The sequence below is a fragment of the Vibrio intestinalis genome (genome assembly GCF_025195085.2).
Classification (GTDB): domain Bacteria; phylum Pseudomonadota; class Gammaproteobacteria; order Enterobacterales; family Vibrionaceae; genus Vibrio; species Vibrio intestinalis.
The window spans coordinates 137,608-161,919 of the sequence record NZ_JANAVY020000002.1; the positions used below are offsets into that span (position 1 = coordinate 137,608).

Annotated in this window: 24 protein-coding genes and 1 other RNA gene; 11 read left to right on the top strand and 14 right to left on the bottom strand. The window is 45.1% G+C overall.

The features are described from left to right. Window positions 1-9: 9 nt before the first annotated feature. The gene (gene hutW, locus MU515_RS05105) at window positions 10-1,383 is read right to left on the bottom strand and encodes a heme anaerobic degradation radical SAM methyltransferase ChuW/HutW (protein ID WP_260259298.1); all 1,374 of its coding nucleotides are present in this window, start codon (window positions 1,381-1,383) and stop codon (window positions 10-12) included. Between the two features lie 167 nt (window positions 1,384-1,550). Continuing rightward, complete coding sequence (locus MU515_RS05110) at window positions 1,551-3,719, bottom strand: TonB-dependent hemoglobin/transferrin/lactoferrin family receptor (RefSeq protein ID WP_260259299.1); 2,169 nt, start codon at window positions 3,717-3,719, stop codon at window positions 1,551-1,553. A 282-nt stretch (window positions 3,720-4,001) separates the two neighbouring features. Here MU515_RS05110 and MU515_RS05115 point away from each other — a divergent pair, with 282 nt between their 5' ends. Together MU515_RS05115 and MU515_RS05120 are read left to right on the top strand one after the other, a co-directional pair. Then, the gene (locus MU515_RS05115) at window positions 4,002-4,634 is read left to right on the top strand and encodes an SDR family NAD(P)-dependent oxidoreductase (RefSeq protein WP_260259300.1); all 633 of its coding nucleotides are present in this window, start codon (window positions 4,002-4,004) and stop codon (window positions 4,632-4,634) included. A 95-nt stretch (window positions 4,635-4,729) separates the two neighbouring features. Further along, window positions 4,730-5,104, top strand: a complete 375-nt coding sequence (locus tag MU515_RS05120) for a YbaN family protein (RefSeq protein WP_260259301.1) — start codon at window positions 4,730-4,732, stop codon at window positions 5,102-5,104. A gap of 170 nt (window positions 5,105-5,274) precedes the next feature. On the opposite strand, the gene ffs is transcribed toward MU515_RS05120, so the two are convergent. The 3 genes from ffs to MU515_RS05135 form a co-directional block, all read right to left on the bottom strand. Continuing rightward, window positions 5,275-5,371: signal recognition particle sRNA small type (gene ffs / locus MU515_RS05125), an RNA gene on the bottom strand. A 159-nt stretch (window positions 5,372-5,530) separates the two neighbouring features. Continuing rightward, window positions 5,531-7,567: a GGDEF domain-containing protein gene (locus tag MU515_RS05130; protein WP_432816133.1), complete on the bottom strand. Its 2,037-nt coding sequence runs from the start codon at window positions 7,565-7,567 to the stop codon at window positions 5,531-5,533. A gap of 130 nt (window positions 7,568-7,697) precedes the next feature. Then, a complete protein-coding gene (locus MU515_RS05135) occupies window positions 7,698-8,438 on the bottom strand; it encodes a VP0952 family biofilm-associated protein (RefSeq protein ID WP_260259303.1) in 741 nt (246 codons plus the stop codon). 124 nt (window positions 8,439-8,562) lie between these two features. Between MU515_RS05135 and MU515_RS05140 the strand changes: the two genes are divergently transcribed. Then, entirely contained in the window at window positions 8,563-8,865 is a 303-nt protein-coding gene (locus MU515_RS05140) for an MGMT family protein (protein ID WP_260259304.1), read from the top strand. Window positions 8,866-8,914: 49 nt separating this feature from the next. Here the strand turns inward: MU515_RS05140 and MU515_RS05145 are convergent, their stop codons facing one another. After that, complete coding sequence (locus MU515_RS05145; protein ID WP_260259305.1) at window positions 8,915-9,337, bottom strand: YbaY family lipoprotein; 423 nt, start codon at window positions 9,335-9,337, stop codon at window positions 8,915-8,917. 190 nt (window positions 9,338-9,527) lie between these two features. Here MU515_RS05145 and tesB point away from each other — a divergent pair, with 190 nt between their 5' ends. Further along, window positions 9,528-10,388 (top strand): acyl-CoA thioesterase II, encoded by an 861-nt coding sequence (gene tesB / locus MU515_RS05150; RefSeq protein ID WP_260259306.1) that lies wholly within the window; start codon window positions 9,528-9,530, stop codon window positions 10,386-10,388. Between the two features lie 47 nt (window positions 10,389-10,435). Here tesB and MU515_RS05155 read toward each other — a convergent pair whose 3' ends face one another. Beyond that, entirely contained in the window at window positions 10,436-10,903 is a 468-nt protein-coding gene (locus MU515_RS05155) for an Lrp/AsnC family transcriptional regulator (protein WP_260259307.1), read from the bottom strand. 125 nt (window positions 10,904-11,028) lie between these two features. Between MU515_RS05155 and MU515_RS05160 the strand changes: the two genes are divergently transcribed. Beyond that, a complete protein-coding gene (locus MU515_RS05160; protein ID WP_260259308.1) occupies window positions 11,029-12,102 on the top strand; it encodes a PLP-dependent cysteine synthase family protein in 1,074 nt (357 codons plus the stop codon). Window positions 12,103-12,309: 207 nt separating this feature from the next. Continuing rightward, window positions 12,310-13,509 (top strand): CobW family GTP-binding protein, encoded by a 1,200-nt coding sequence (locus MU515_RS05165; protein ID WP_260259309.1) that lies wholly within the window; start codon window positions 12,310-12,312, stop codon window positions 13,507-13,509. 28 nt (window positions 13,510-13,537) lie between these two features. Here the strand turns inward: MU515_RS05165 and MU515_RS05170 are convergent, their stop codons facing one another. Continuing rightward, the gene (locus tag MU515_RS05170) at window positions 13,538-14,122 is read right to left on the bottom strand and encodes a TetR/AcrR family transcriptional regulator (RefSeq protein WP_260259310.1); all 585 of its coding nucleotides are present in this window, start codon (window positions 14,120-14,122) and stop codon (window positions 13,538-13,540) included. A 104-nt stretch (window positions 14,123-14,226) separates the two neighbouring features. Between MU515_RS05170 and MU515_RS05175 the strand changes: the two genes are divergently transcribed. Next, the gene (locus MU515_RS05175) at window positions 14,227-15,114 is read left to right on the top strand and encodes a DMT family transporter (RefSeq protein WP_260259311.1); all 888 of its coding nucleotides are present in this window, start codon (window positions 14,227-14,229) and stop codon (window positions 15,112-15,114) included. Between the two features lie 10 nt (window positions 15,115-15,124). Then, window positions 15,125-15,523, top strand: a complete 399-nt coding sequence (gene tsaA / locus MU515_RS05180; RefSeq protein WP_260259312.1) for a tRNA (N6-threonylcarbamoyladenosine(37)-N6)-methyltransferase TrmO — start codon at window positions 15,125-15,127, stop codon at window positions 15,521-15,523. Window positions 15,524-15,580: 57 nt separating this feature from the next. Here tsaA and MU515_RS05185 read toward each other — a convergent pair whose 3' ends face one another. Then, on the bottom strand, window positions 15,581-15,901 hold the full coding sequence (locus tag MU515_RS05185) for a DUF1244 domain-containing protein (RefSeq protein WP_260259313.1): 321 nt from the start codon (window positions 15,899-15,901) through the stop codon (window positions 15,581-15,583). Window positions 15,902-16,005: 104 nt separating this feature from the next. After that, window positions 16,006-16,881: a Tim44 domain-containing protein gene (locus MU515_RS05190; protein WP_260259314.1), complete on the bottom strand. Its 876-nt coding sequence runs from the start codon at window positions 16,879-16,881 to the stop codon at window positions 16,006-16,008. 194 nt (window positions 16,882-17,075) lie between these two features. On the opposite strand from MU515_RS05190, the gene MU515_RS05195 reads away from it, so the two are divergent. From MU515_RS05195 to MU515_RS05205, 3 genes are all read left to right on the top strand, one after another. Further along, entirely contained in the window at window positions 17,076-17,666 is a 591-nt protein-coding gene (locus tag MU515_RS05195) for a TetR/AcrR family transcriptional regulator (RefSeq protein ID WP_260259315.1), read from the top strand. 16 nt (window positions 17,667-17,682) lie between these two features. After that, entirely contained in the window at window positions 17,683-19,557 is a 1,875-nt protein-coding gene (locus MU515_RS05200) for an MFS transporter (protein WP_260259316.1), read from the top strand. A gap of 143 nt (window positions 19,558-19,700) precedes the next feature. Then, window positions 19,701-20,624 carry a YeiH family protein gene (locus tag MU515_RS05205; RefSeq protein ID WP_260259317.1) on the top strand — a complete coding sequence of 308 codons (924 nt, stop codon included), beginning with the start codon at window positions 19,701-19,703 and terminating at the stop codon, window positions 20,622-20,624. Here the strand turns inward: MU515_RS05205 and MU515_RS05210 are convergent. From MU515_RS05210 to menB, 4 genes are all read right to left on the bottom strand, one after another. Next, window positions 20,621-20,794 carry a hypothetical protein gene (locus tag MU515_RS05210; RefSeq protein WP_260259318.1) on the bottom strand — a complete coding sequence of 58 codons (174 nt, stop codon included), beginning with the start codon at window positions 20,792-20,794 and terminating at the stop codon, window positions 20,621-20,623. The genes MU515_RS05205 and MU515_RS05210 overlap by 4 nt on opposite strands. 108 nt (window positions 20,795-20,902) lie before the next feature. Then, window positions 20,903-22,318: an o-succinylbenzoate--CoA ligase gene (menE, locus tag MU515_RS05215; RefSeq protein ID WP_260259319.1), complete on the bottom strand. Its 1,416-nt coding sequence runs from the start codon at window positions 22,316-22,318 to the stop codon at window positions 20,903-20,905. Continuing rightward, entirely contained in the window at window positions 22,318-23,304 is a 987-nt protein-coding gene (menC, locus tag MU515_RS05220; protein ID WP_260259320.1) for an o-succinylbenzoate synthase, read from the bottom strand. Before menC ends, menE begins: the two co-directional genes overlap by 1 nt. 131 nt (window positions 23,305-23,435) lie before the next feature. Further along, window positions 23,436-24,302 (bottom strand): 1,4-dihydroxy-2-naphthoyl-CoA synthase, encoded by an 867-nt coding sequence (menB, locus tag MU515_RS05225; protein WP_260259321.1) that lies wholly within the window; start codon window positions 24,300-24,302, stop codon window positions 23,436-23,438. Window positions 24,303-24,312: the final 10 nt, after the last annotated feature.

Consider the following 24,312-nt stretch of genomic DNA (forward strand, 5'->3'; position numbering starts at 1 on the left):
TTGTCTCACTTACATTGTCATCATTTTTGGTTTTGGCATTTGCGCCTGAAAGGTCGTTTGAACCACATGAATACACGCTTGAGATAAGCTCACCGACCAAAAACATCCCGCTAACGTTAATACCGCACAGTCTTGCTCAAGCTCTATCAAACCGCGCTTTTGCCACAATTCAAATAGCGGGTTAAGAAAATCAAATGTCGACTGCCCACCCACTTGTGGCAAGCTGCTACGGCGCACAATGCCGCTATCAAATTGCGATTTCAGGCTTGCAAAAACGGGTTCTAATGGGTTTTGCTTAAACATCATCGCCACCACTGGTTGGCCTGTGTTCATCGCATCAATATAGGTATCCAATGAGCGGTGATGCATCATGCTATAGCCCGCAACATTGCCCCCAGCTCCACTACCAATTGGTAGAACCTCAGCATAGGTTTTCGCCAAACTGTTGTATTGACTGCGCTCTCGGTTGTCCCTAGTCCAGTGGTTTACACTCAATTGGCGCATATGCTGCTTAGCCATAAACTCTACACCCAATTGGTACATTTCTGCTTTTTGGGCAGTATTGGCCGGCGCGGGTAATTTGCCTTTCTCTTGTAAATTGATCATAGGTGCACTACCACCAACAATAAGTTGATAGAGGTCTAACCCGTGCGCCCCTGTGTCCATAAAGTCTTTAAGATCTTGTTCAAGCACATCGAGGTTTTGGTAAGGCAGCCCATATAACAAATCAATAATAATTGGGGCTTGCTCAGTTGCACTGAGCTGAGCAATTCGCTCCATGACATCTTCGCGATCATCGAGTCTTTTCGCCTTACGACGAACTTGCGTATCAAAGCTCTGCACACCAAATGAAAAACGGTTGAAGCCGCCTTCAAGTGCACGATCAAACATCTCATCACTGAAACGATTAATTCGCCCTTCTAGCGTAATTTCGCAATCTGTTGCTAACGGGAAATGAGCACGAATTGCTTTACCTAACTGCTCTACTTGCAAAGGCGACAAATCTGTTGGAGTGCCGCCACCAATATAGACGGCATGAAATGTTCCGGTTTGAGTCCAGTTCATTGCCGCTTTCTGCTTAATTTCAGCCATTAAAGCATCAAAATAACCATCAACCAGTTTACGACTGGCCGCATTTTGAAAGAAATTACAGAAGGTACAACGCACTCGACAAAATGGAATATGAATGTATAAGCAACGTTTTTTAGCTTTGTCGCCTTGAGTCGCAAACATTTTCTCTAGCGTAGGTTGCTTTTGATCAGGCATCACGGGCATGGCTGAGCCAGCCGCATGCGCTCCTTTTTTAGCGACAAAGGAATATCGCAATGGATCTGGTGTATCAGCACCAATAATTTCAGAGTCGAACTGGTTAATATCTAACATTGGGTATCTCAGCAATTGCTTACCAATGCGCGCCAATCTTTTTGAATAGTTTTTGAGTAAACCGAGCGGTAAAGCGCCAGTTTTAAGCCAGATTGATCACGACACGGCATGGTTCTGAAAAGAAATGAATGCAGCGTTTAGCCTGACACTGCATTCACTCCCTAGGCTTAAAACTCGTAAGCGACGCTTAATGAGTAGTTACGTTCTGGTTGCGTTGTGCTGCCTTCCAATGTGTCTTGCCCACGAACGTTGTGCCAGTTCCAGTACTGCTCATCGGTAAGATTGAAGACACCCGCTCTAAGCGTTAGATCTTTCATTGGCTTATAGTACATAGTTAAATCAGCCACAGTGTAACTTGGCGTATCGACTTGTATGCCACCTTGTTCTAAAACGCGATCTGAGGTTTTATCCGCTACATACTTGACCTTGATGCTTGTCCCCCAATTGCCTTGCGGCGTATCAAAGCTAAGCCCTGCGACTAAATTCCATGGGTTGATAGAGACCAGCTCTTCGCCTTGACCATCTTCACCTTCTGTATAAGTCGCAGCCAAATTAGATCGAAAGCCATTAAAGCTCGGGTTGAGCGCACCAAAGTTAACAGTATTGCTTAACTCAATTCCCTTAATGGTTGCTTCTTCAATGTTTACATAGCTATAAAATAAGCTCGTAACATCATCGATAGGGTTACGAGTACCATTATCATCGTAGGTACTGTTCACTAACTCTTGTGAAATGAAATTATCGTATTCGCTATAAAACACATTAAACTGCGTTGCCGTAGCCGCTGTATTATGTTTGAAGCCCCACTCGTAGTTAATGCTGGTTTCAGCTTCTAAATCATCGTTAGCGACATTGATGATCTCGAACATCGACATTGGGCGTTCTTCAAACGCGTAATACAATTCAACGAACGTCGGCGCTCGGTAGCCTTGGCTGACCTGAGCATAAGTCGAAAGTTCAGAAGTAATCTGGTACAACGCACCCAATTTAGCGGTGAAGGCATCACCAGAAAAATCATCGTAGGTATCCACACTGCCATCTGAGCGAGTCAGCGTATCTGGCGAACTTTGATAAGAATCGTAACGAACACCCGGTGACAATAGTAATTGACCATCCAGCAACGCAATTTCATCCTGGGCGAAAATACCAAATGACGTATCTTTTGCATCAGGCTGATAAAGTTTTGGATCAGCGACTCCGCCATCAAAGTTGTTGTTTTGGTTTTCAAATGAAGACTGCTTAGCCGCTAAACCATAGATTAAGTAGTGTTCGGTTTCCCCAAGATAAAATGATTTGTCTAACTGAATTTCGGCTTGAAGCGTGTCTTCACTGTAGATGTAGTGTTTAAAGTTTGCATCCTTACCTAATTTATGGCGGTCAGTAATGCTATTGCGCTCTTGATTAAGCCAGTTAAATTGAGAAGAAATTGAATCGGTAATGAGAAGATTTCCATCGTAAATATGCTTAAAGCTCAATCGGTCACGACGAGTATTATCATCTGTATCGTAATAATGGTACTCGCGCGAGCCATCAGTTGCACGATGAGCATTTAGGCTATCCGTCTCTAGCGAGTTATCTACATACTCACCGGTAAACTCTACTCGGTGGTTTTCATTTACTTGATACTGTAACTTCGCAAGCACATTGTCTTGTTGGTAATCGGCTTCGATTCGGTCACTCTCTTCCACGAAGTTGTTCAACTCATGACCATCTCTGCGAGTATAAGTAATCATGCTCTCCAGATCGCCTGTTCGATTGGCTAACACTACGGTTTCTTTGAACGATTCATCTGATGAGGAATACTGAGTTTTAACTAAACCACCAGAGTCATCTCCTTCAGCTAAAAAGTCTTTAGGATCTTTAGTAACAAAAATAACCGCACCGCCCATACCTTCTGAGCCATACAGTGTCGATGATGCACCTTTTACAACTTCCACCGCTTTAAGCATTTCAGGATCAATAGCAACACGACTTGAAGAAACAAACTCAGGTCCGTCACCGTAACGGCTTGGAGCAGTAACCCCATCGATAATAATGTTTACTCGGTCACCTTCTACACCACGAATATTAATATCCTGCGAATCCGCGCGACCGGTTTTGTCTGCGTTGAAATCAACCCCTGGCGTGTAATCGAATACTTTGCTGATATCGTCCATCATGTTTTGTTCGATATCTTTTGCTGATACAACATTCACGGTTGCAGCGATCTCGTCCACTTTTTGCTCAACACGAGTTGCCGTTACTGTAACCGTCTCCATTGTGAAGATCTCTTCAGCCATCACTTGAGTAGATAGAGCAAGCAGTATCGACATAGACAATACGGATTTCTTGTGCATTTTCTTATCCTAAACATTTAAATATCACCTGCCGCACATCATACGAATTGAAATGATAATTACTATCATTTTCTTTCATGTTTATTTGATCGATATCAAACAAAACAAATAAAATACACAATACTGTATATAAGGATAATGTAGGCAACGTCACGTATTGATGAGTTAAATAAGATGAACGTGCGCCGATTGAACGTAAAAATGTTTGGTCTTGAAAACGTCATATCATCAGTGTGAAACCAATACTGAGCACAAAAATAGAACAAACCATTAGGGGGAATAATGCAAAAAATAGCTATATGGGGCGCGGCAAGTGGACTGGGTGCAGCAATGGTCGAGCAATTTCACCAACTCGGCTTTGAGGTAACAGCCATCGCAAGAGATCCTTCAAAAAATCTTCAGCTAGAACAAAAAAACATACCTTCTATCCGCTGTGATGCGACCGACAAAGATCAGGTGAATGCGGCAGTTTCTCAACTACCTCAAGATACTTTGCATGTCTCAAGTATGGGTAGTTTCATGGCTGATGTGCCTGTAGATTACCTTGGCCACCGCCACCTTATCGACGCCATGGAAGCACAACAATGCACGCGTTTGATTCTCATCACTTCCCTTGGTTGCGGCGACACCTGGCAATATCTCTCTGAAAGAGCGAAACAAGGATTTGGCGCAGTCGTCAGAGAAAAGTCTCTTGCAGAAACATGGCTAACTTCGAGCTCGCTTGATTACACAATTGTGCGCCCAGGTGGACTCAAAGATGGCAACGTGACTCATCAAGCGCAGCTTTCACAAAATTCAGAAGTGCATGGCGTGATTTCTCGTCAAGAGTTGGCGAGAGTGGTATCTACCTTAATCAACGATCCAACATCGATTGGTCAAATTTATCACTGTATCGACCCGAACCTAAGCTACTAGTTAACTTCGGCTTAAACGTGGCATACCACTTTTAAAATCACTAAGCGCAGAGCCTTGTTCTGCGCTTAATCGCTCAATCAATACTGATGTCGACTATGCACACTTATTCTCTCAAACGATGGCTGCTACTTTCCACTGGCTGGCTAGCCATTATCTTGGCTGCCGCAGGAGTTATTCTACCGCTGTTACCAACAACGCCTTTTGTATTATTGGCGGCATGCTGCTTTATGAAATCTTCTCCGGCAGCACATCAAAGATTGTTACAGCACCCTAAGCTCGGTCCAATTTTGCTCGATTGGCAGCAGCATCGCTGCATAAGAAGAGATGTGAAACTAAAAGCGTTCGCTGTGATTGTTTTAAGCTTCTCGCTATCAATCTATCTTGCCCCTCACCCCCACCTAAAATTGATGTTATTAGCGATTGGCCTTATCGTATTCGGCTGTATGTACCGTTTGCCGGAGAGAAACTGACTCTGATAAATATCGACGATACCCGTACAAATAAACCTGAAAGACATAGCACGGAAAGTGTTATTGGTAAGAATAGGGATACAAACAAAAAAGGAATATGACGAATCGCTCTAGATAAGACAATCTAAAGTAGGAGAACAAAAAGGAATTTGCATGCGCTAGATGGGTGGAAGCCCCAGCCACATCCCGGCACACAAGTCACTCGCTGCGGCTGCTTCCTTCCGGACCTGACCGAGTTCACGAGCTATTGTTGCGGGAGGACCAGGGCCTCCATAGAGCATCTCTGTTAACCAGAGAGTGCGTGAATTATCAGGTATCACATGCGCTATTGCAAGTGCCAATCGCAATTAAAGCGCTCATTTAAGTTTAACTGCCTAGCAAATAAACAAAGTAACGCCCCTTTGCTAATTAACTAAGCAAAATCATTTAATTAGCTAGGCGTGTTTCCAGCGATACTGCTCGATTAAGCTGCACTTCGTTTTGGGCGATTTTGCGCTTGTTTGAGTACATGGAGAGATCCGCTTCATGCATTACATCTTCAAGGCTCATGGTTTCCGCTCTCGGCTTAGATACGCCAAACGCCAAAGAAACATCCAATTGGATGGTATTGTCCAGCGAAGTAAACTGCATCTTTTGCAAGTTAATCAATGCGTAACTGAGCTCAACAGAGCTGACCGCTCCTACCAGAACAAATTCATCCCCGCCAATTCGATAGCTCTGCCCTTTCCAATACTGCTGGATCTTTTTAGCGATATCTTTCAGCACTTGATCACCGACTTCATGACCAAAGGTGTCGTTAATAGGCTTAAACTTGTTTACATCAAGATAGATGAACGTCTGGTTAGCGCTAATTCCTTGTCTGAATCGTCGTTGAAGCGCACGGCGGTTACGCAATTTAGTTAAGTTATCGGTATTGGATTGATGGTGCAGATAGATAACGAAAATGAACGCGACCATCAGCACAAGCACAAATAACGCGATGCTTCTGCGCGCGAAACGTTGCTCTGTTTGTAATGTGGCCTTCCAGTCTGGCTGCATATCATGACGACTGATGATTTTTTCCAGATCCATGATTTTGATTGCACGGTTAAACAGCGGCACAAGGGCCTCACCCAGCTCGCTTTTAGAAAAACCGATGGCCAATTCAGAAGAGTAGATTTCACCGATTAACTCATCTTCAACTAAAGGCAGCAGTGTCCTAGCATCTCTCAACACTTGGTGATAGCTTGCGCGGCTCATCGCAATATAATCTACTTCTCGGTTCATTAATGCGGCGACTTGCTGTTTGGCATTGCTGTAGGTATAGAGCTCTTTTTGCGGCAACATCTGCCCTAGCAGTTCGTGGTAGAAATCATCCTTTTGCACACCAATGCGCTCGATAATTAGCTCGGACACATTGCTATAGACATTCTCTTTATACCCTTCGCGCTTAATCATCACACCATATGAGATGACATAAGGATCACTAAAATGGGCAAACTGCTTACGAGATTCAGATTTAGCAAGTGGTGAAAGAATTTCTATATCTTGCGATTGAAAATCGCCGTACATCTCTTCCCAAGACTCTTCCGCGTGGCTAAGTAGTTGGCACTTCAACATCAAAATATGACAAGCGGAATACAGCACGTCAGGCGTAATGCCCGTGACTGTGCCATTGTCTTGATAACTGGCAAAGTGAGCGGCATTTTCAATCTTCATTCGAAGCGGTTTTTCTCGGTCAATACCACTCTTAACAACCATTTCTCTCAATGCGGTTTGGCGGATCTCAAATTGGTAATTGCGAATCGTCTCGCGCAATAACTTCTGCACCGGTGCTGAATGTATATACTTTTCAAACTGTTGTAATTTCTCTGGGTGTTTGTTTTTGGGAGCAATTAGAGAAACAGGCTTAATTGAGATTTGGTGATTAAGAAGCTGCGCATCTAGCCCAGCCATCAACATAGGTTTTAGTTGATTGATGGCATCAACGACACCATCAACGACGCCATCATTAAGAAGTTGGCGCGCGTGTTCATGACCTAAATATTCCACTTGTTTGATCGCAGGGTAATGCTCACGAATCACATCACCATAAATGGTGCCTTTGGGAATACCAACGGTATCAATGGAATCTAGGGTATGGTTAGAAAAGCTATAAAGGTAGGTATATTCGATGTTGGTAGGGCTAGAAAAATCAAATCGATGAGCGCGCTGGTCGGTGTAAGTCACGTTGGCGGCAAAGTCACTTTCGCCCAGTTCAACGGCCGTAAGAATATCGTTAAAACTGGGGTAATAGACGTATTCAATGGCTAAATTAAACTCGTCAGCCAATGAATCGAATAACACTCGACTGACTACATCGTCAGCTTCCATCGCAACACGATAGCCTTTACCTGAAGACGAAGGCATGGCAAAAGCCGAGCTAACGAGCAGCACAAACAGAGAGCAAAAGACGCTTAACCTAACCATAGCTTTTATAATAATTGCGGTTTACCGTTAGGGCATTGGCTCACTTGCTTGCTGTTTCTCTAAGTAAACTGTGCCACTGGTTGAACATAATGTGAACATATTGTCATATTTTTGTCACTAGGCCAACAAATGGCATGCTGTTTAGTTAGATTTCTTCGTGATGTTCGACACTTTGCAAAATATAGTCTGCAATCCATGCAGTACCCAACAAGCATAACCATACAACGAACACAGGATTCGGCACGTCAACATTTGGTGCTAGCACCAAAGCCGCAAAGCCTACTGAGGGTAATGTCCAACACAGCAGCTTACTCCAACGGAAGTTCTTTAGCTTCGCCAAGCTCTCCATTGCAGCCATGATGCCCACCACAGACAAAGCGAATAAAACGGCATAACCTAACTGCGCAATCCAAAGCGGCACGATGAGCAATAACGCCCACCAGCTATGTTGTTTGCTTGGTTGCCAGTAGCGTATAGACCACCAAACCGTTGCTATAGCCAGCGTTTGTATTACCGTCACCCACGCAGAACCTTCCAGTTTGCCTGCTGCTTGCGTGGTCATAATGCCCACCAATAGGGCCGACACAATCAAACCTATGGTCACCATCACCCCTAAATTGCTGCGATGAGAAAATACCACCATCAGCAAAGGGAAAAGTACCCATAAGCTGACCGAGAGCGTGATTGATTGATAAGGTAACGTTAGGCCGTAAATAGCCGAGGCCACTAAGAAAATGACAGTAGAAAAGCTGCGGCGAGGAATAAACCACAGAACCGGAATCAATACCGCCAGCAACGGTATATCGCCATCACTATGTCCGATCACTCTGGCGCAGATGACGGCCAAAATAGCAGCGATAAAAAACTGCAAAGTCGAAAACAGCATACCCTCTCCTTATCCCATCCTTGGAAACATCGAATTAGGGTGTTGACCTATTGCGCATTCATTGCACAATGTTCAGATTCATCTCAGTTTACTGAATCTTATCGTCAACACATCAAGTAAAAGTATGGACCAGTTTTTAGTGCAAATCTTTGCTGTAATTCACCAAATTCCACATGGAAAAGTCACAAGTTACGGTGAAATAGCAAAAATGGCGGGTTACCCCGGTTATGCGCGCCATGTGGGTAAAGCGTTAAGTCGTTTACCTGAAGGGGCAACCTTGCCATGGCATCGAGTCACCAATGCTCAAGGGCAGATCTCTTTGAAAGGGGATGATTTATTAAGGCAGAAAAGAGCGCTGATTGCGGAAGGCGTGCAAGTTAGCGCAGCAGGAAAAGTCTCGATGAAACAATATGGATGGCAACCTTAAGGCCATCACCATCCATATCTTTTAATCAGCCTGTGTTAATTAATGCTAATTAACGAACACCCACCAGCATCAAGTTGAATTCAGTCGTGTTGCTTGGATCAGTGATTGCAGGGTTAATTGTATCGGTAATGAAACGCAGTTTACCGTCTACTTCAATTCTCGCGCTTACACTGTAAGTATGATTGGGAATGATTGAGCTCGCGTCATACATCAGCTTAAAGTCAAATGGTACTTGCGCGCCATTAGTTTGAATGGTTTGCTCTGCGATCACTTTTGCAGGTGCATCTGCTAACGAAACGTCTTGCAGTTTTACCGTGATCACCGCGTTATCAGGTAACGCAATACGCTCACGATAGGCAACCGAACCGGAAATAGTTTGCAATTGAATACCTTGTTGAGATGAGTTTGATTGACAACCAATAAGCAGTGCGCCAAACAATACCGACATGGCCAACATCAGTGCTTTTTTCATAACGTGCCCCTTTATAAATTAGATAGTTATGAGCCTTTAAATCAATTATAGATACGGGGTTCACTAAAGTCATGCTGACACGCAAACTATTGACTCACTCTTGACTGTGTCAATTTTTAATGAGTATTTGCTCTATACTCAACCAAGTAAGGTAAAATGGATTTAGAATTTTTAATGGAATATCAAAACTATGAGTAAACCTCTAACCGAGCTACTAAGTTTATTACAGCTCGAAAAGCTAGAAGAAGGGCTCTATCGTGGCCAAAGCGAACACTTAGGATTACCGCAAGTGTATGGCGGCCAAGTGATTGGGCAAGCACTCTCAGCCGCTCGTTACACGGTAGACCCAGATCGCACCGTGCACTCATTTCACAGCTATTTTCTCTACCCTGGCGATCCTGAAAAAGCGATCATCTATGATGTAGAAAACCTGCGTGATGGCCGCAGTTTTAGCACGCGCCGCGTAAAAGCGATTCAAAATGGCCGCCCTATTTTCTACTTAACCGCTTCTTACCATGGTGATGCGCCGGGTTTTGAACATCAAAACACCATGCCTGATATTCCTGGACCAGAAAATTTTGCGTCAGAATCTCAACTGGCTGAACAAATCAAAGATTTCTTACCCGAGAAATTGCAGAAGACTTTCTGTGGTGAAAAATCCATTGAGATGCGCCCTGTTACCGTGGTTAACCCATTAAAACCACAAAAGGTTGAACCAAAGCAGTACCTTTGGATTAAAGCCAACGGCGAGATGCCAGATAACCAATTGATTCACCAATATCTATTGGCTTATGCATCTGACTGGGGCTTCTTAACCACGGCCTTGCACCCTCACGGGGTTTCATTGCTAACACCGAAATTCCAAGTCGCGACTATTGACCACTCAATCTGGTTCCATCGCCCATTTAAAATGGATGAATGGCTGCTGTACTCAATTGAAAGCCCAACGGCGAGCAATACTCGTGGCTTAGTACGTGGCGAAATTTACAACCGCAACGGTGATTTAGTCGCCTCTGCGGTGCAAGAAGGCGTAATGCGCTTTACCGGTTAAACTAACCACTTTATACAAGGGCTCTTAGAGCCCTTTTTTAGAGCGGCTCAACTAGCGCCCAATGGCAAAGCTGTGGTGTATTTCAGCGGCTCCATCGCGAAAGTTGACGTCACATTCGAAATACCCGCCACTGAGTTAACCAGCTTTTTGTAGAATTGGTCAAAGCATGGCATATCCTTGACCAACACTTTCATCATGTAGTCATACTCGCCCGCCATTCGATAGAACTCCATCACCTCAGGAAACTCAGAGACCGTTTCGACAAATTGGCTATACCACTCATGAGAGTGATCACTGGTTTTCACCATCACAAACGCAGTAAAGGAGAGATCAAGCTTATCAGGATTAAGCAGCGCCACCCTTTTTTGAATAATCCCCTGATCTTCTAGCTTTTTTAATCTTTTCCAGCACGGCGTGGTGGTCAAATTCACCGCTTCAGCCAACTCATTGAGTGACAAGGTAGCGTCATCTTGTAGCAAACTGAGTATCTTTCTGTCTGTTTTATCCAATTCCATTTCTCAATCACACCCAATAAGAGAATAATTTTCTCCATAATAGGGAAAACAAAGGCAAATTAGCAAAGGTTTTCTCTCCATTTATAGGTAGATTATTAACATAATAATTAATTGGAGAGAGTCTAATGTGTACTGACCATAACTGGATTAACAACGCTGTTCGTAAAATTGAAGCGGATTACCAACGCTCTGCGGATACCCACCTAATCAAATTAGATTTACCTAGCGTTGCCGGTATCGATATTTACCTGAAAGATGAAAGTACTCACCCAACAGGCTCTCTTAAACACCGCTTAGCTCGCTCGCTATTTTTGTACGCGATTTGTAATGGCTGGGTAGGCCCTGAAACGACCATCATCGAATCCTCTTCTGGCAGCACTGCGGTTTCTGAAGCCTACTTTGCACGTTTACTAGGTTTGCCATTTATTGCCGTAATGCCTAAATGCACCGCACGTAAGAAAATTGAGCAAATTGAGTTCTACGGCGGCCAAGCTCACCTTGTCGATCGCTCAGACCAAATTTACGCAGAATCGCACCGCCTAGCGAAAGAACTGAACGGTCATTACATGGATCAGTTTACCTACGCTGAGCGCGCAACCGACTGGCGCGGTAACAACAACATCGCCAATTCTATCTTCAGCCAAATGGAGCTAGAGGATCACCCTGTTCCTGCATGGGTGGTGATGAGCCCGGGTACTGGTGGTACTTCCGCAACCATCGGCCGCTTTATTCGTTACCAAAAACACGACACTAAACTGTGCGTGGTAGACCCTGAAAACTCAGTGTTCCATGACTACTTCAAAACTGGCAATGCCAACCTGACCGGTGATTGCGGCAGCAAGATTGAAGGTATCGGCCGTCCTCGTGTTGAGCCAAGTTTTATTCCGGGCGTTATCGACGAAATGCGCACCATTAAAGATGCGGCATCCGTAGCCACCGCACATTGGCTTGAGAAAATCCTTGGTAGAAAAGTGGGCGCATCCACCGGCACGAACCTCTATGGCGTACTCCAGCTAGCAAGCGAAATGAAAAAACGTGGCGAGACAGGCTCAATTGTCACATTGCTATGTGATAGTGGCGAACGCTACTTAGATACTTATTACAACCCTGAGTGGGTAGAAAATAACATCGGTGATTTACAGCCATATATGGCTAAGCTAGAAACCTTTGAAGCCACTGGCGAACTCAACGCCGATTAACCAATCTGAAAACTCATAAGGGAGTAAGTGAAGCCTGAAATCACTTACTCCCTTGCTCTCCTTGTCTCCTAATCCCAAACCACAAACACTCTACACTTCGCTAAACTTCCCGCCGATTAGCGGTGTACCGAGTCTAAAGGTACAGTTCGATCTCTTAGCTATCTTTTGTTATGTTATAACGTCAAATAAAACAAAGGATATATCACCGTGGCTCGCATTCCCGTTGTCATTTTGCACGGCTTTCTTGGTTCAGGAAAAACCACTCTTCTTCGCAGCATTATCACTCGCTCTAATGATGAGCATCCGGCCCCTTCTGTGTTAGTGAATGACATGAGTGAATTGGATGTTGATGGCGTGCTCATCGCCAATACTGATGCCGTCAATGAAGAACAAGGCAACTTTGTCACTATCAGTGGTGACAGTGTGAGTAGCCCAAATGGCGTTAAGCAACTGCACAAGAGCCTCAAAACCCTTGCCAGTCAAAAACCTGCGTGGATTTTGATAGAAACCTCGGGCAGCAGCCACCCTCTGCCATTAGTGGAATACTTCCAAGGCCAAAACAAATTCCGCCTGAGCAGTGTCATTACACTGGTTGATGCGACATGGCTAGCGCAAGACTTTAATGCTGGGAAATCGCTGCTCCCAAACTGGCAAAATAATCTTGCGCAAGATAAACGCGGAATAGAAAATTTGCTGGTTGAACAGATCATGTTCTCCAATCAAATATTGCTCACTAAAGCCGATCGATTAGATCCCCAGGCCATTCAAACCATAGGCCAAAGCATCCATCCAATTAACCCTTATGCCTCTATTACCAGTGTGAGTTGGGGTAATATTTCAGCGCAACACTTATTGCAAAACCAAGAATACAACTACCATCTTGTGGCGCAGCTCACCGAAGAATTAAGAGCGCAAGCCAACGCGCCATTGAATCTTTCAGGTAAAACGAATCAGAGAATTGTCGCCAAAGTACTTGAAGACGATCGCCCTTTTCACCCAGAAAGATTGTGGCAAGCCTGCCATCAGCACTTAACTAAAGGGGTATTTCGCAGCAAAGGTTTTTTTTGGTTGCCCACCAGAGATGATGTTTCATTACTTTGGAGCCAAACCAACGGCAGTGTTGGCTTAGAGGTGGTTGGCTTTTGGCGTGCCGCAGCATTAGAAGACGATGGACAAAACCTTACCCAAGCACAAAGACAAATTGTACAGCAGAAAATCGATAGTACAGACAGCCGTTTTGGCGATCGCCGCTGTAAGTTGACTGTTATCGGCCAGACCGACGAAGTAGATGGCTTTATTCAAGCTCTCAAAAAGTGTTTGCTCACCAAAAGTGAATTAGTGGATTGGCAAAATGGCAAACCTTTTGCCGACCCGTGGCCACAAAAAGTGGCGAAGTTAGTTAGCTAATAGCTGGAGCAGTCGTATATAGATAACACTATTTAATCGAGGCAAGAAGTAAATCCGTCGCCTCAATTGCGTGCTGCTCTATCTCAGCTTTGCTCATAGCAGCCAGTCCTAATAAAGCCCCCGAACGCGGGGCTAACAGCATACCTAGCCACAATTCTATTTTCCTCTCAGATCGCGTAAGACCAAATCGTTCGTCAAAGAATGTCTCTAGCACATGACGTGTGTCATTGGGACCAATACTCATAAAACTTTCCACCACTTCTGGAGCTTGTGCAGCCTCAGCTATCAATAATCTTTGCGTTGCGATGTGCTCCGCTGATAAATGAAATTGAACGAATTCAGTGGCAAACGTAATCAAAGCTTCACGCGCATCTTGTAGAGCTAAATGCTGAGAAGAACGGTCATTATAATTAGCGCCTATTTGCTGCAAAGTTTCATGAAAAAGCTGTATTTTCGAAGGAAAATAACGATAAAGCGTTTGTTTTGTTATCTTAGCTTGTGAAGCAATCCCGTCCATACTGGCTGCGCTATATCCCTCTGATAAGAATATCGATTTTGCCGAATCTAAAATCGCGCGCCTTTTCTTTTCTCTGTTTTGTTCAATTTTACTCATCATCAGCCTCAAATCATTAATCATACTTGTTAGTATGATTTTTATTGACAGAGTATCATTATAAAACCATACTCGCCAGTATGATTTTATAATGGAGAACTTTTATGACGACTCTTATTACCCGAGCTTTCGCCAACAACAACTACCGAACTCGTGGGTTTCTTATCGCTTTAATTGGAGCGTTACTCATGAGTATTGACCCCGTATTCATCCGTTTTGCTGGAGTAAGTGGCTTTGATACTGCTTTCTTGTTCGGCCTATTTAGCGCTATTTCAATGCCAGTGTTGCTTAAAGCAACCGATAAAAGAGGTATAAAACAGGCTGTCTTTCAAAGCGGTTGGCCCTTGTTGTTTGCAGGCATACTGATGCTTGGTAGTGCTTCAGGGCTTGTGTTCAGTATCAAAAATACTTCAATCGCCAACACCTTTATCATCCTAAGTGCATCACCTGCGATTGCCGCTATCTTTAGCTGGCTTATATTGCGAGAAAAAACCAGCCGCTCCACCATCGCAGCGATTGTCGCCGTTATGGTCGGGATCGGCATTGTCGTGTCAGGCTCAATGAGCTCAGGTCATTGGTTTGGCGATGCTCTCGCACTTTTTTCCGTTATTTGTCTTGGACTTATGTTTACCTTGCTACGCAAGTATCAACAAGTGAGCAGATTAGCGAGTGTTGGCTTCGGGGGACTTCTACTCGCCATCGTAATGGCGTTTTTTGCTGAGCCAAGCAGTTATAGCATCAGTACATGGGTCATTATGGGAGCGATGGGATTATTCAGCGCACCACTCGGTCGCGTAATGTCTATGGTCGCGACTCGCTATATCACAGCAGCAGAGGTTTCAATGACGTTGATGCTAGAAACAGTCCTCGCTCCTATCTGGGGATTTTTATTCTTTACTGAGATGCCAACACTGACCAGTGTGATCGGGGGCATAATTATTTTGATCACTATTTTGCTTTACACCCTTACATCAATGAAAGGCGAACAATAGGAGTAATTACATGAGAACAGAGATCACTTATATCGGGACTATCGCAACACCTTATACATCACTAACCCAATGCCCTAATAACATCGATGCGAGCGGTCCTAGTTGTCAAATCACGTTGTTTGACTCATATAAATCAGGCTTAGAGGGGCTCAAAACTGGTGAAGAAATTTTGGTTCTGTATTGGTTAGAGCAAGCGCAGCGAGATCAAATGGTTCAAGAAGGTAAGCAAGGGATAACCAAAGGAACTTTTGCACTGCGTTCCCCACACCGACCAAACCCAATAGGCGCGGCCGTATTATCAATCGAGTCGATCAATAATGGTTGTATCACGGTAAAAGGATTAGATTGCCTAGACGGAACGCCGGTCATAGATATTAAGCCCGCGATTAAAAAAGAATTGAGCGATTAAAGTAACGGAATCTACCCATACAAACATCAAAGAGGCAGCCATCGGCTGCCTCTTTGCTTACTTATCTTTCTGGCGCGCTTCAAATGCCGCCAATTGCTCTGGCGTTGCCTTAGGCTGATGGTTTTGTTTCCACTCATCATAAGTCATGCCGTAGACGCGCTCACGGGCGTCATCGATATCTAAATCTAAGCCTTGCTGCTCCGCTTCCGCTTTGTACCATTTACTAAAACAATTTCGGCAGAATCCTGCCAAAATCATCAAATCAATATTTTGCACATCTTTATTGTCATCAAGATGCGCTAACAAACGACGAAAAACCTGTGCATCTAGCTTGTCTTGTTGCTCTTGGGTTAGATTTTTATATTTAAAGTCAGCCACTTTACTTTCCTTTTTATAATGAGTTTTAAGCGAGTATAAACCAGCCATAAAAAAACGCCCAAGCATTCACTTGGGCGTTTTTAGCAATGTTAGGTAGGTAACAATTAACCTTGAATACCGACAATCAACCAAGGTGCATTTGGCACGGTTAGATCACGCTCTAGATGCCAGATGTCTTCGATATTTTCTTCAATACCTTCAACAGCATCACGGTAGCGGCCACTAAACTGCAAGCTAAGCTGCGCTTTATTGGCGTCGTAGTCAGCACGTACGATTTCCGCATCAACGTACATCACGTCAGTATGCTGGTCACCGCTTAGTTTTGCACGCTCATCTTTCAAGTCTTGGTATAGGCTTGGTGAAACGTATTCTTCAATCGTCTCAAGCTGATTGTGGTTCCACGCACCTTGCAAAATACGGTAGTGCTCACGCGAACCATTCACAAATGCCGCTTGGTCAAAACCCGGTGGGAAGTTGTGAGGTACATCAGTTTGCGAACCGAAGCCAAAACCGCCTTGGTTAGTATTTGGCTGCTGCTCGAAGTTGTGCACGTTTGGTTGCTCAAACTTAGGCGCATTACCACCAAAAGCTGGCTGTTGGCGTTGGTGCTGGTTCATACTACCTTGCTTCGCCCCGAGTAGCCCGCGCATCAGTTTAAAGATCACAAACGCGATCAAACCCATGATAAGAATATCCATAAACTGGATACCTTCAAACGCGCCACCGAAGAATGCAGCAAGTAGACCACCCGCCAATAGGCCGCCTAGAATACCGCCCGTCAAGCCTTTTTTGCTTGAGCTTGGTTTTGCTGTTTGGTCTTTACCGATGGTGTTGGTGTTTTGTTTTTGTTGTTTAGGTGCAGGCGCTGTCTTAAAGCTCTTGCCAAAAGACTTACCACCACCAAACTTTTTAGCTTCCGCTATAGGCGTAATGGCAACAGAGACCATCAATAACGCCACTAGAGAAAAAAGTCGTTTCATGTTTTTCCTTAGGGTACTTTACTTTCAATTTTAATATTAGCGCTCTCTATAGAAGATTGGAACAATCTATACTTGAATTCATGTATCAGAATATTGCAATTATGCTACTCGAGGCGGTTGACGCTAGTGGTAGTACCTCATTAGAATATTGAACATTGTTCTTTTAACTTAAGCTATTCATTTCCTAGATAACTATGGCACGTAGAAACGATCACACCCGCGAACAACTCATCGCACTGACTTTGAAGACGGTAAAAGAGTTTTTAGAAGATAACTCTTACCATGAGCTCAGCCTGCGGAAAATCGCCAATATGATTGGTTACGTTCCTAGTACCTTGGTGAATGTATTTGGCAACTACAATCTTTTGTTGCTGCATGCCGTCGCGCAAACCATCGATGAGCTTTCTGTTGAAGCGAAAAAAGTCGTGAATAAGAGCAAAGATCCAAAGACGGCTTTATATCAGTTAGCCTATCTTTATCATGAGTTTGCTCAGCGTCATCCTCATCGTTGGCAGTTGATCTTTGAGCACAATATGAATGGCGAAACGCTGCCTGAATGGCAAAGCGAGCGTATTGATAATATGACGGGGATGCTTGAAAGCTTACTGCGCGTGCTCGCACCACAGCGCTCTGATGCAGAGGTGCTGCAAGCGAGCCGTGTGTTGTGGTCTGGTGTTCATGGCATCACGCTACTGAGCGTAGATGACAAGTTCTTCGCCGCAGAACCAATTGATGGCAACCAGCTCATTGAGAACTTACTTTCAAACTATCTAGCCAACTGGTAACGCAAAAGGACATGCAATGCCACAGCAAAATCAAGCGTCGCTTTTAACTCAGAGACGCTTCTTACCCTACTTCATCACCCAGTTTTTTGGCGCATTCAACGACAATATTTTTAAAAACGTTCTCTTGTTGTTTGTCGCGTTCGCTGGCGCAGGGGCTTTGCCTGCCTCAAGTAATCTCTTTATAAACCTTGCTGCTGGCCTATTCATTTTACCCTTTTTCCTTTTCTCCGCTTCCGCAGGCGTATTAGCCGACAAATATGAGAAATCTTGGTTTATCCGCAAAGTGAAGTTGGCTGAAATTGGCATCATGTGTCTTGGTGCGATAGGTTTCTTGACCCAAAGCTACGTGATATTGCTGTTTCTACTCTTTTTAATGGGTACGCAATCGGCCTTCTTCGGCCCAGTCAAATATGCGCTATTGCCGCAGCAACTTAAACCTAAAGAGCTCGTACCGGGCAACGCGTTAGTTGAAACGGGCACCTTCTTGGCTATCTTGCTGGGTACACTAGGCGCAGGGGTGATTGCCTCTATTGATCATGCACGTTACGTGGCAGCAGGCAGCGTCGTTTTATTTGCTCTACTCGGCTACCTTGCCAGCCGCTCCATTCCAGAAGCGCCTGCCGCCGCACCAGACCTTAAATTCCGTTGGCAGCCTATTACTCAGACGAAACAGACGATTGCGATCGCCAAATCTGACCGCGTGATCTTCCAATCAATCATGGCAATTAGCTGGTTCTGGTTCTTGGGCGCGGCCTATCTAACTCAATTTCCTAACTTCACCAAAATTTATCTCAATGGCAATGAAAGTGCGGTTTCGTTTCTGCTCGCACTGTTTTCCGTGGGGATTGCGATAGGCTCATTGGCCTGCGATAAACTGTCTAACCACCGTATTGAAGTAGGCATAGTGCCATTAGGCAGTTTAGGCATCACCATCTTTGGTTGGTTAATGGCTCGTTCCGTGCCTGAAACCTTGCCGGAGTTTAGTAGCTTTATCGAATTCATCAGCCATCAACCACTTTGGCCGGTGTTCGCTTACCTGCTTTTATTAGGCGCTTCAGGTGGCGTGTTCATCGTACCTTTATACGCCATGATGCAACAACGCGCTAAAATCACACAGCGCGCGCAGGTTATCGCTGCGCTCAATATCTATAACTCACTATTTATGGTCGGTAGCGCAATACTCGGCATTATTTGTCTAAGTGTCATTGAACTGACCATTCCACAGTTGTTTGCGCTACTGGCTGCGCTCAACTTATTGGTGGCGGGTTACCTATTCCTTCAAGTGCCTATTTTTGTGGTGCGTTTTTTAATGTGGGTTGTAACTCACACCATGTACCGCGTTAATCACAAGAACTTACATCACTTGCCCGAGAAAGGCGGAGCTCTGATCGTATGTAACCATGTAAGCTACATGGATGCGCTACTGCTCAGTGCGGTATGTCCGAGGCTTATTCGCTTTGTAATGGAAGAAGAATACGCCAACTTGCCGCCGTTAAGGCGCTTCCTGAAACGCGCGGGCGTTATCCCAATCTCTGCCACACGAAGAGGCTCTATTCGCACCGCATTTTCCGAAGTCGAACAAGCACTCAATGAAGGACATATTGTGTGTATCTTCCCTGAAGGTAGGCTTACCTCGGATGGCGAGATGAACGAATTTATGCGCGGGATGGATATCATCTTACGCCGCAGTCCAGTGCCAGTAATTCCTATGGCACTAAAAGGGCTTTGGGGCAGTTATTTCAGCCGATACAAAGGCCGCGCATGTAAGGGCAGACCAAAACGATTCTGGTCAAAACTTGAAATTGAAGCTGGCGAACCTGTTGATCCCAAAAGCGCCACCACTTTGGTGATGCATGAAAAGGTATCAGCATTACGAGGCGATTGGCGCTAACAGCCCTACCCTTTTAGCTTATTAACTAAAGAGCGCCTGTTCAGTTTTTCTGAACAGGCGTTCAAAACATTCAGACTTACTGACCAACGCCGTTAGGCTAAAATAGCATTCTGTTTCGACACTTTTTTAATCCACCCATAATAATGAACAACTATAAACACTATTTCATTTTTGCACTGGCTCTTATCGCTTGTTTAACACCGTATGTTACTTCCCCAACCGCGCTTGTTATTGGTTTTTTACTCGCGACTTTAGGCTTAGTGCCTAGCGAATTAAACCTCGCCAAGATCACCAAAAAGCTACTCGCCTACTCCATTGTTGGCTTAGGTTTTGGTATTCACTTCGAGCAAGCGCTTGCCGTTACCTCTGATGGTATTGGCATCATCATCGCGACGATTTCGGGCACGTTAATCGTTGGTTGGTGGCTAACCAAAGCTCTTAAACTCGACCAAAAGTTGGGCTATTTAATTGCATCTGGCACGGCTATCTGTGGTGGCAGTGCGATTGCGGCTGTCTCTCCGGCGATTAAAGCTGAAGACGAACAAATTGGTTTAGCACTGGCAACTGTATTTGTGCTCAACTCTGTGGCGCTTTTTATCTTCCCAGTCATTGGCCACGCTCTAGGCTTAGATCAGCACACATTCGGTACTTGGGCAGCGATTGCTATTCATGATACGTCTTCGGTCGTTGGCGCGGCATCTGCGTATGGAGAAGAAGCGCTAACAACCGCTACTACTTTGAAGCTTGCACGTGCATTGTGGATTATCCCTGTCGCCTTTATTAGTGCGTTTATATTCCGCAATGATTCAAAGAAAATCACAATTCCTTATTTCATTCTTTTCTACTGTGCGGCAATCGGCATTAGTGATGCTTTGCCTCAGTTTGAAGCGGCATATCAGATCATTTTTGACTTAGCGAAGAAAACGCTAGTGGTATGTTTGTTCTTGATTGGCTGTGGTATTTCGGTAGGAAAACTGCGTTCAGCAGGCGCAAAGCCGCTGATGTATGGCGTCACTCTTTGGGTGCTTGTCTCAACGAGTTCGTTAGCTTGGTTAATGCTCGCTTAAAGTTCTTCCGGCTCAAACACCTCTTTGCGGCGCTTATGCTTACGATAAAGGATAACCGCCGCAGCAACGCAAACAAACGCGACTAATTCAGCGATGGAGCGATACAAACCTAGAGTTTGCGTCGCCACCACGATACTCAGCAACGCAATCACAATTAATGCTAACTTCACTTCTTATATCCTTATAAACAAGTTCACAATAGTTATTATGAATTATGGATATAAGAGTGAGAAATTCACTTTTGCTCTGTGATATAACTTTGAGTCACTAAAAACGACCTAAACCGGAACCCAATCCGTGTTTTCCGCCAGCCAGTTTTTTACATCTCGTCGCGAGAGTTTAATTCCGCCAGACAATAACTGCTGAGGTAGCTCTAGGTAAGCATCTGGGTGTTTAAAGTGCACGAGTTTGTCATCTAACCACTGATTGAGTTCACCCAACTCAAAATTTATATCACTACTGACAAGTGCAATTGGACGAGCGCCGTATTGGGAATTTTCCACTGCAACAACCATAACCTGTGATACATGAGGGTGCAGAGCAAGGGCTTGCTCGATCTCTTCACAATGAATGTTCTCGCCACCTGAAATAAACTGATTATCCGCGCGGCCGACAATGATGAGCTCGCCATGCTCTGACCAATGGCCGAGATCTTTACTATCAAACCAACCATTTGAATCAACAATCGGAGTCAGTGAACCTTGTTGGAAATAGCCACTGGCCAGCGTGTTACCGCCAACCCAAATTCGCCCCTCGCGAATATCTAATTGGCGCTGAGGCAAAACCTTCCCTGCGCTGTAGTTCGCGTCAATCCTTTTTACTGTTACCGTCGAGGCGGCTTCTGTCATGCCGTAGCCTAGCCATGTTTCAATGCCGCGTTGAGCCGCAGCCTGACTTAATGACAAATCGACGTGGCTACCACCTAGCAGCACATGAGTTAAAGACAATGCTTGCTTAGAAGCGAGTAAACGTTCTAGCTGAGTCGCGACCAGTGAAGCATGGCTAACTCCTTGGATGTCGGCCATAAGATCGCCCGTTCCGACCTTTAAACATGCTCCTACACTTAACCAGCGATGTACGATGGCTAAACCGGAAACATGATACATAGGCAAACTCAGCAACCAAGTATCGCTCTGGGTAAACTGAAACTGTTCCAACAAACCTTGCGCCGAGGCCTGATGCTGCGCGAATTGATGAGCGACGGCTTTAGGCGTGCCCGTCGATCCAGAGGTAAATACTATTGAGCACAACTGCTGCGGTGAAAATACGCCCGCAGCTTGATGCTCTAAACCAGATAGGTTTTCAAGACAGGTAAAATCGAGTTTGACGACGTTCCCGTTGACCACTGCGTTTAAGCAGATGGCATCATCCACAGTCCAAATCAACGCATGAGCACTGTCAGCGTATAAACGCTTGAGCTTATCGGTAAGCTTTTGCTTAGGCTCTGGCATGCTAAAAGCGCAGATTACCCCACTTTGAATACACGCCAAGTAAAGCAGCAATAACTGCTCACTGTTGCGACCCACACAAGTGACAACATCACCTTGCTTAATGCCTTGCTGTTTCAGCTGAGCGCTAAGATGGTCAATGCGAGATTGTAATTGCAACCAAGAGAGTGATTGGTGAGGAGTGATAACCGCGAGGGCATCTGGGCTCGTGCGAGCCCAGTTTTGTACAGGTGTGCTGACTGCCATTAAGCTTGCCAGATTAACGCTTGATCTGAGAGCTTGGCAACAGGCAGATCGCTGCCCGGCCACGGCACTTCAAGCTGAGAAGCAAACAGGCTATTGGTATCCAGTCCCGGTACTTCATCAGGCAATAACCATTTAGCTAAACGGGCTAATTGATTCAAGCCCAAGCTACTTTCGATGCTTGAGCTAATTACCGCTTTGATACCCATCGCTTTCGCTTGTTCAATGAGCGATGCACAGGTTTCTACCGAACCAATCAGCATCGGTTTAATTACGATGGTTTTCGCGCCGGTGAAATCGTTCAGTTTGAAATCTGGCTTACGCACTGCATGTTGCAGTGTTTCATCCCATGCGACTGCAATACCCGTATCGATGGCGAACGAAAAGCTATCGCCCGGCACTTTACAAGGCTCTTCGATGAACTCAATGCGCTGTCTAAACGACGGCGTCACGTAGCTAGCAAATTTCAGCGCTTTCTCTTTCGTCCATGCGCGGTTGGCATCAAGGCGCAATGTTAACTCTGGGATAGACTCTAAGAACAAGTTAACCACCATGCCATCACGAATCGGTTCATAAAGGCCAACTTTGATTTTGGCGACTTTTTTACCTTCCATGTTAAGCAGTTTTGGCAGCAGTTCATCTGGGTCACCACTACATAGAGGCGCAGAGTCATAGATACCCTCAGCAGGTAAACCTTGGTTCAACTCTAGCTGAGCCATGGATAAACCATAAGCGACTGATGGGTACATCTCACTTTGATCAAGCGTTTTGTTTTGTTGCCATGCACTTAAATGCTCGACCAATTGAGAATAGGCTTCTTCCATGGTTTCAGTGCTAAAACCTTGCAAAGGCGCAACTTCGGCACGGCCGATTTTGCCCTCTTCTGCGAGTTCGATAATGAACCCTTCGCGCTCCGTCAGGCGACGTTCGCGCAATATCACCCCGCTATCCATTGGCAGAGCGTATCGGTACAGTTTAGCTGACCTCATAATCTTTCTCTTTCACTCGTTGAAGGGACTCATAAAACGAACAGACAGCAATGATATAGACCCGATTTCATTCACTAAGATTCAATCTAATCTCAATTTATTTTCATTGCTGCTGCGAATCCTAATGATCTCTATGGGTTACGAGGGAATTTATTGAAATCAGGGCGACGCTTCTCGTTGAATGCGTTACGGCCTTCTTGGCCTTCTTCCGTCATGTAGAACATCATAGTCGCGTTACCCGCTAGCTCTTGCAGACCAGCTTGGCCGTCGCAATCCGCGTTCAGTGCGGCTTTCAAACAACGCAGTGCCATTGGGCTGTGCTGTAGCGTTTCACGACACCAACGAACCGTCTCATTCTCTAGGTCTTCTAGTGGTACAACTGTGTTTACTAAGCCCATATCTAGTGCTTCTTGCGCATCGTAGAAACGGCATAAGAACCAAATTTCGCGTGCTTTCTTCTGACCCACGATACGCGCCATGTAAGATGCGCCCCAGCCGCCATCGAACGAGCCCACTTTCGGGCCTGTTTGACCAAACTGTGCATTTTCAGCTGCGATGGTTAAATCACACATCATGTGAAGTACGTGGCCGCCGCCAACTGCCCAGCCTGCAACGGCTGCGATAACTGGTTTAGGACAAGTGCGAATTTGACGTTGGAAATCCAGTACGTTTAAGTGGTGAGTACCGCTATCATCTTGGTAGCCGCCGTAGTCGCCACGGATTTTTTGGTCACCGCCAGAGCAGAACGCATCTTCACCCAAACCGGTTAAGATAATCACACCCACTTGCTCATCATAGCGAGCATCTGCCAGTGCATTGATCATCTCTTTTACTGTTTGTGGACGAAACGCGTTACGTACCTGTGGACGTGCAATGGTGATTTTTGCGATGCCGTCTTCCGACTTGTGATAATGAATATCTTCAAATTGCTCGCTGCAATCTTGCCAGTTCACTGGTGCGTATAATTCTTGTTCTGAAATACCTACTGTTTTAGCCATGGTGATTCCT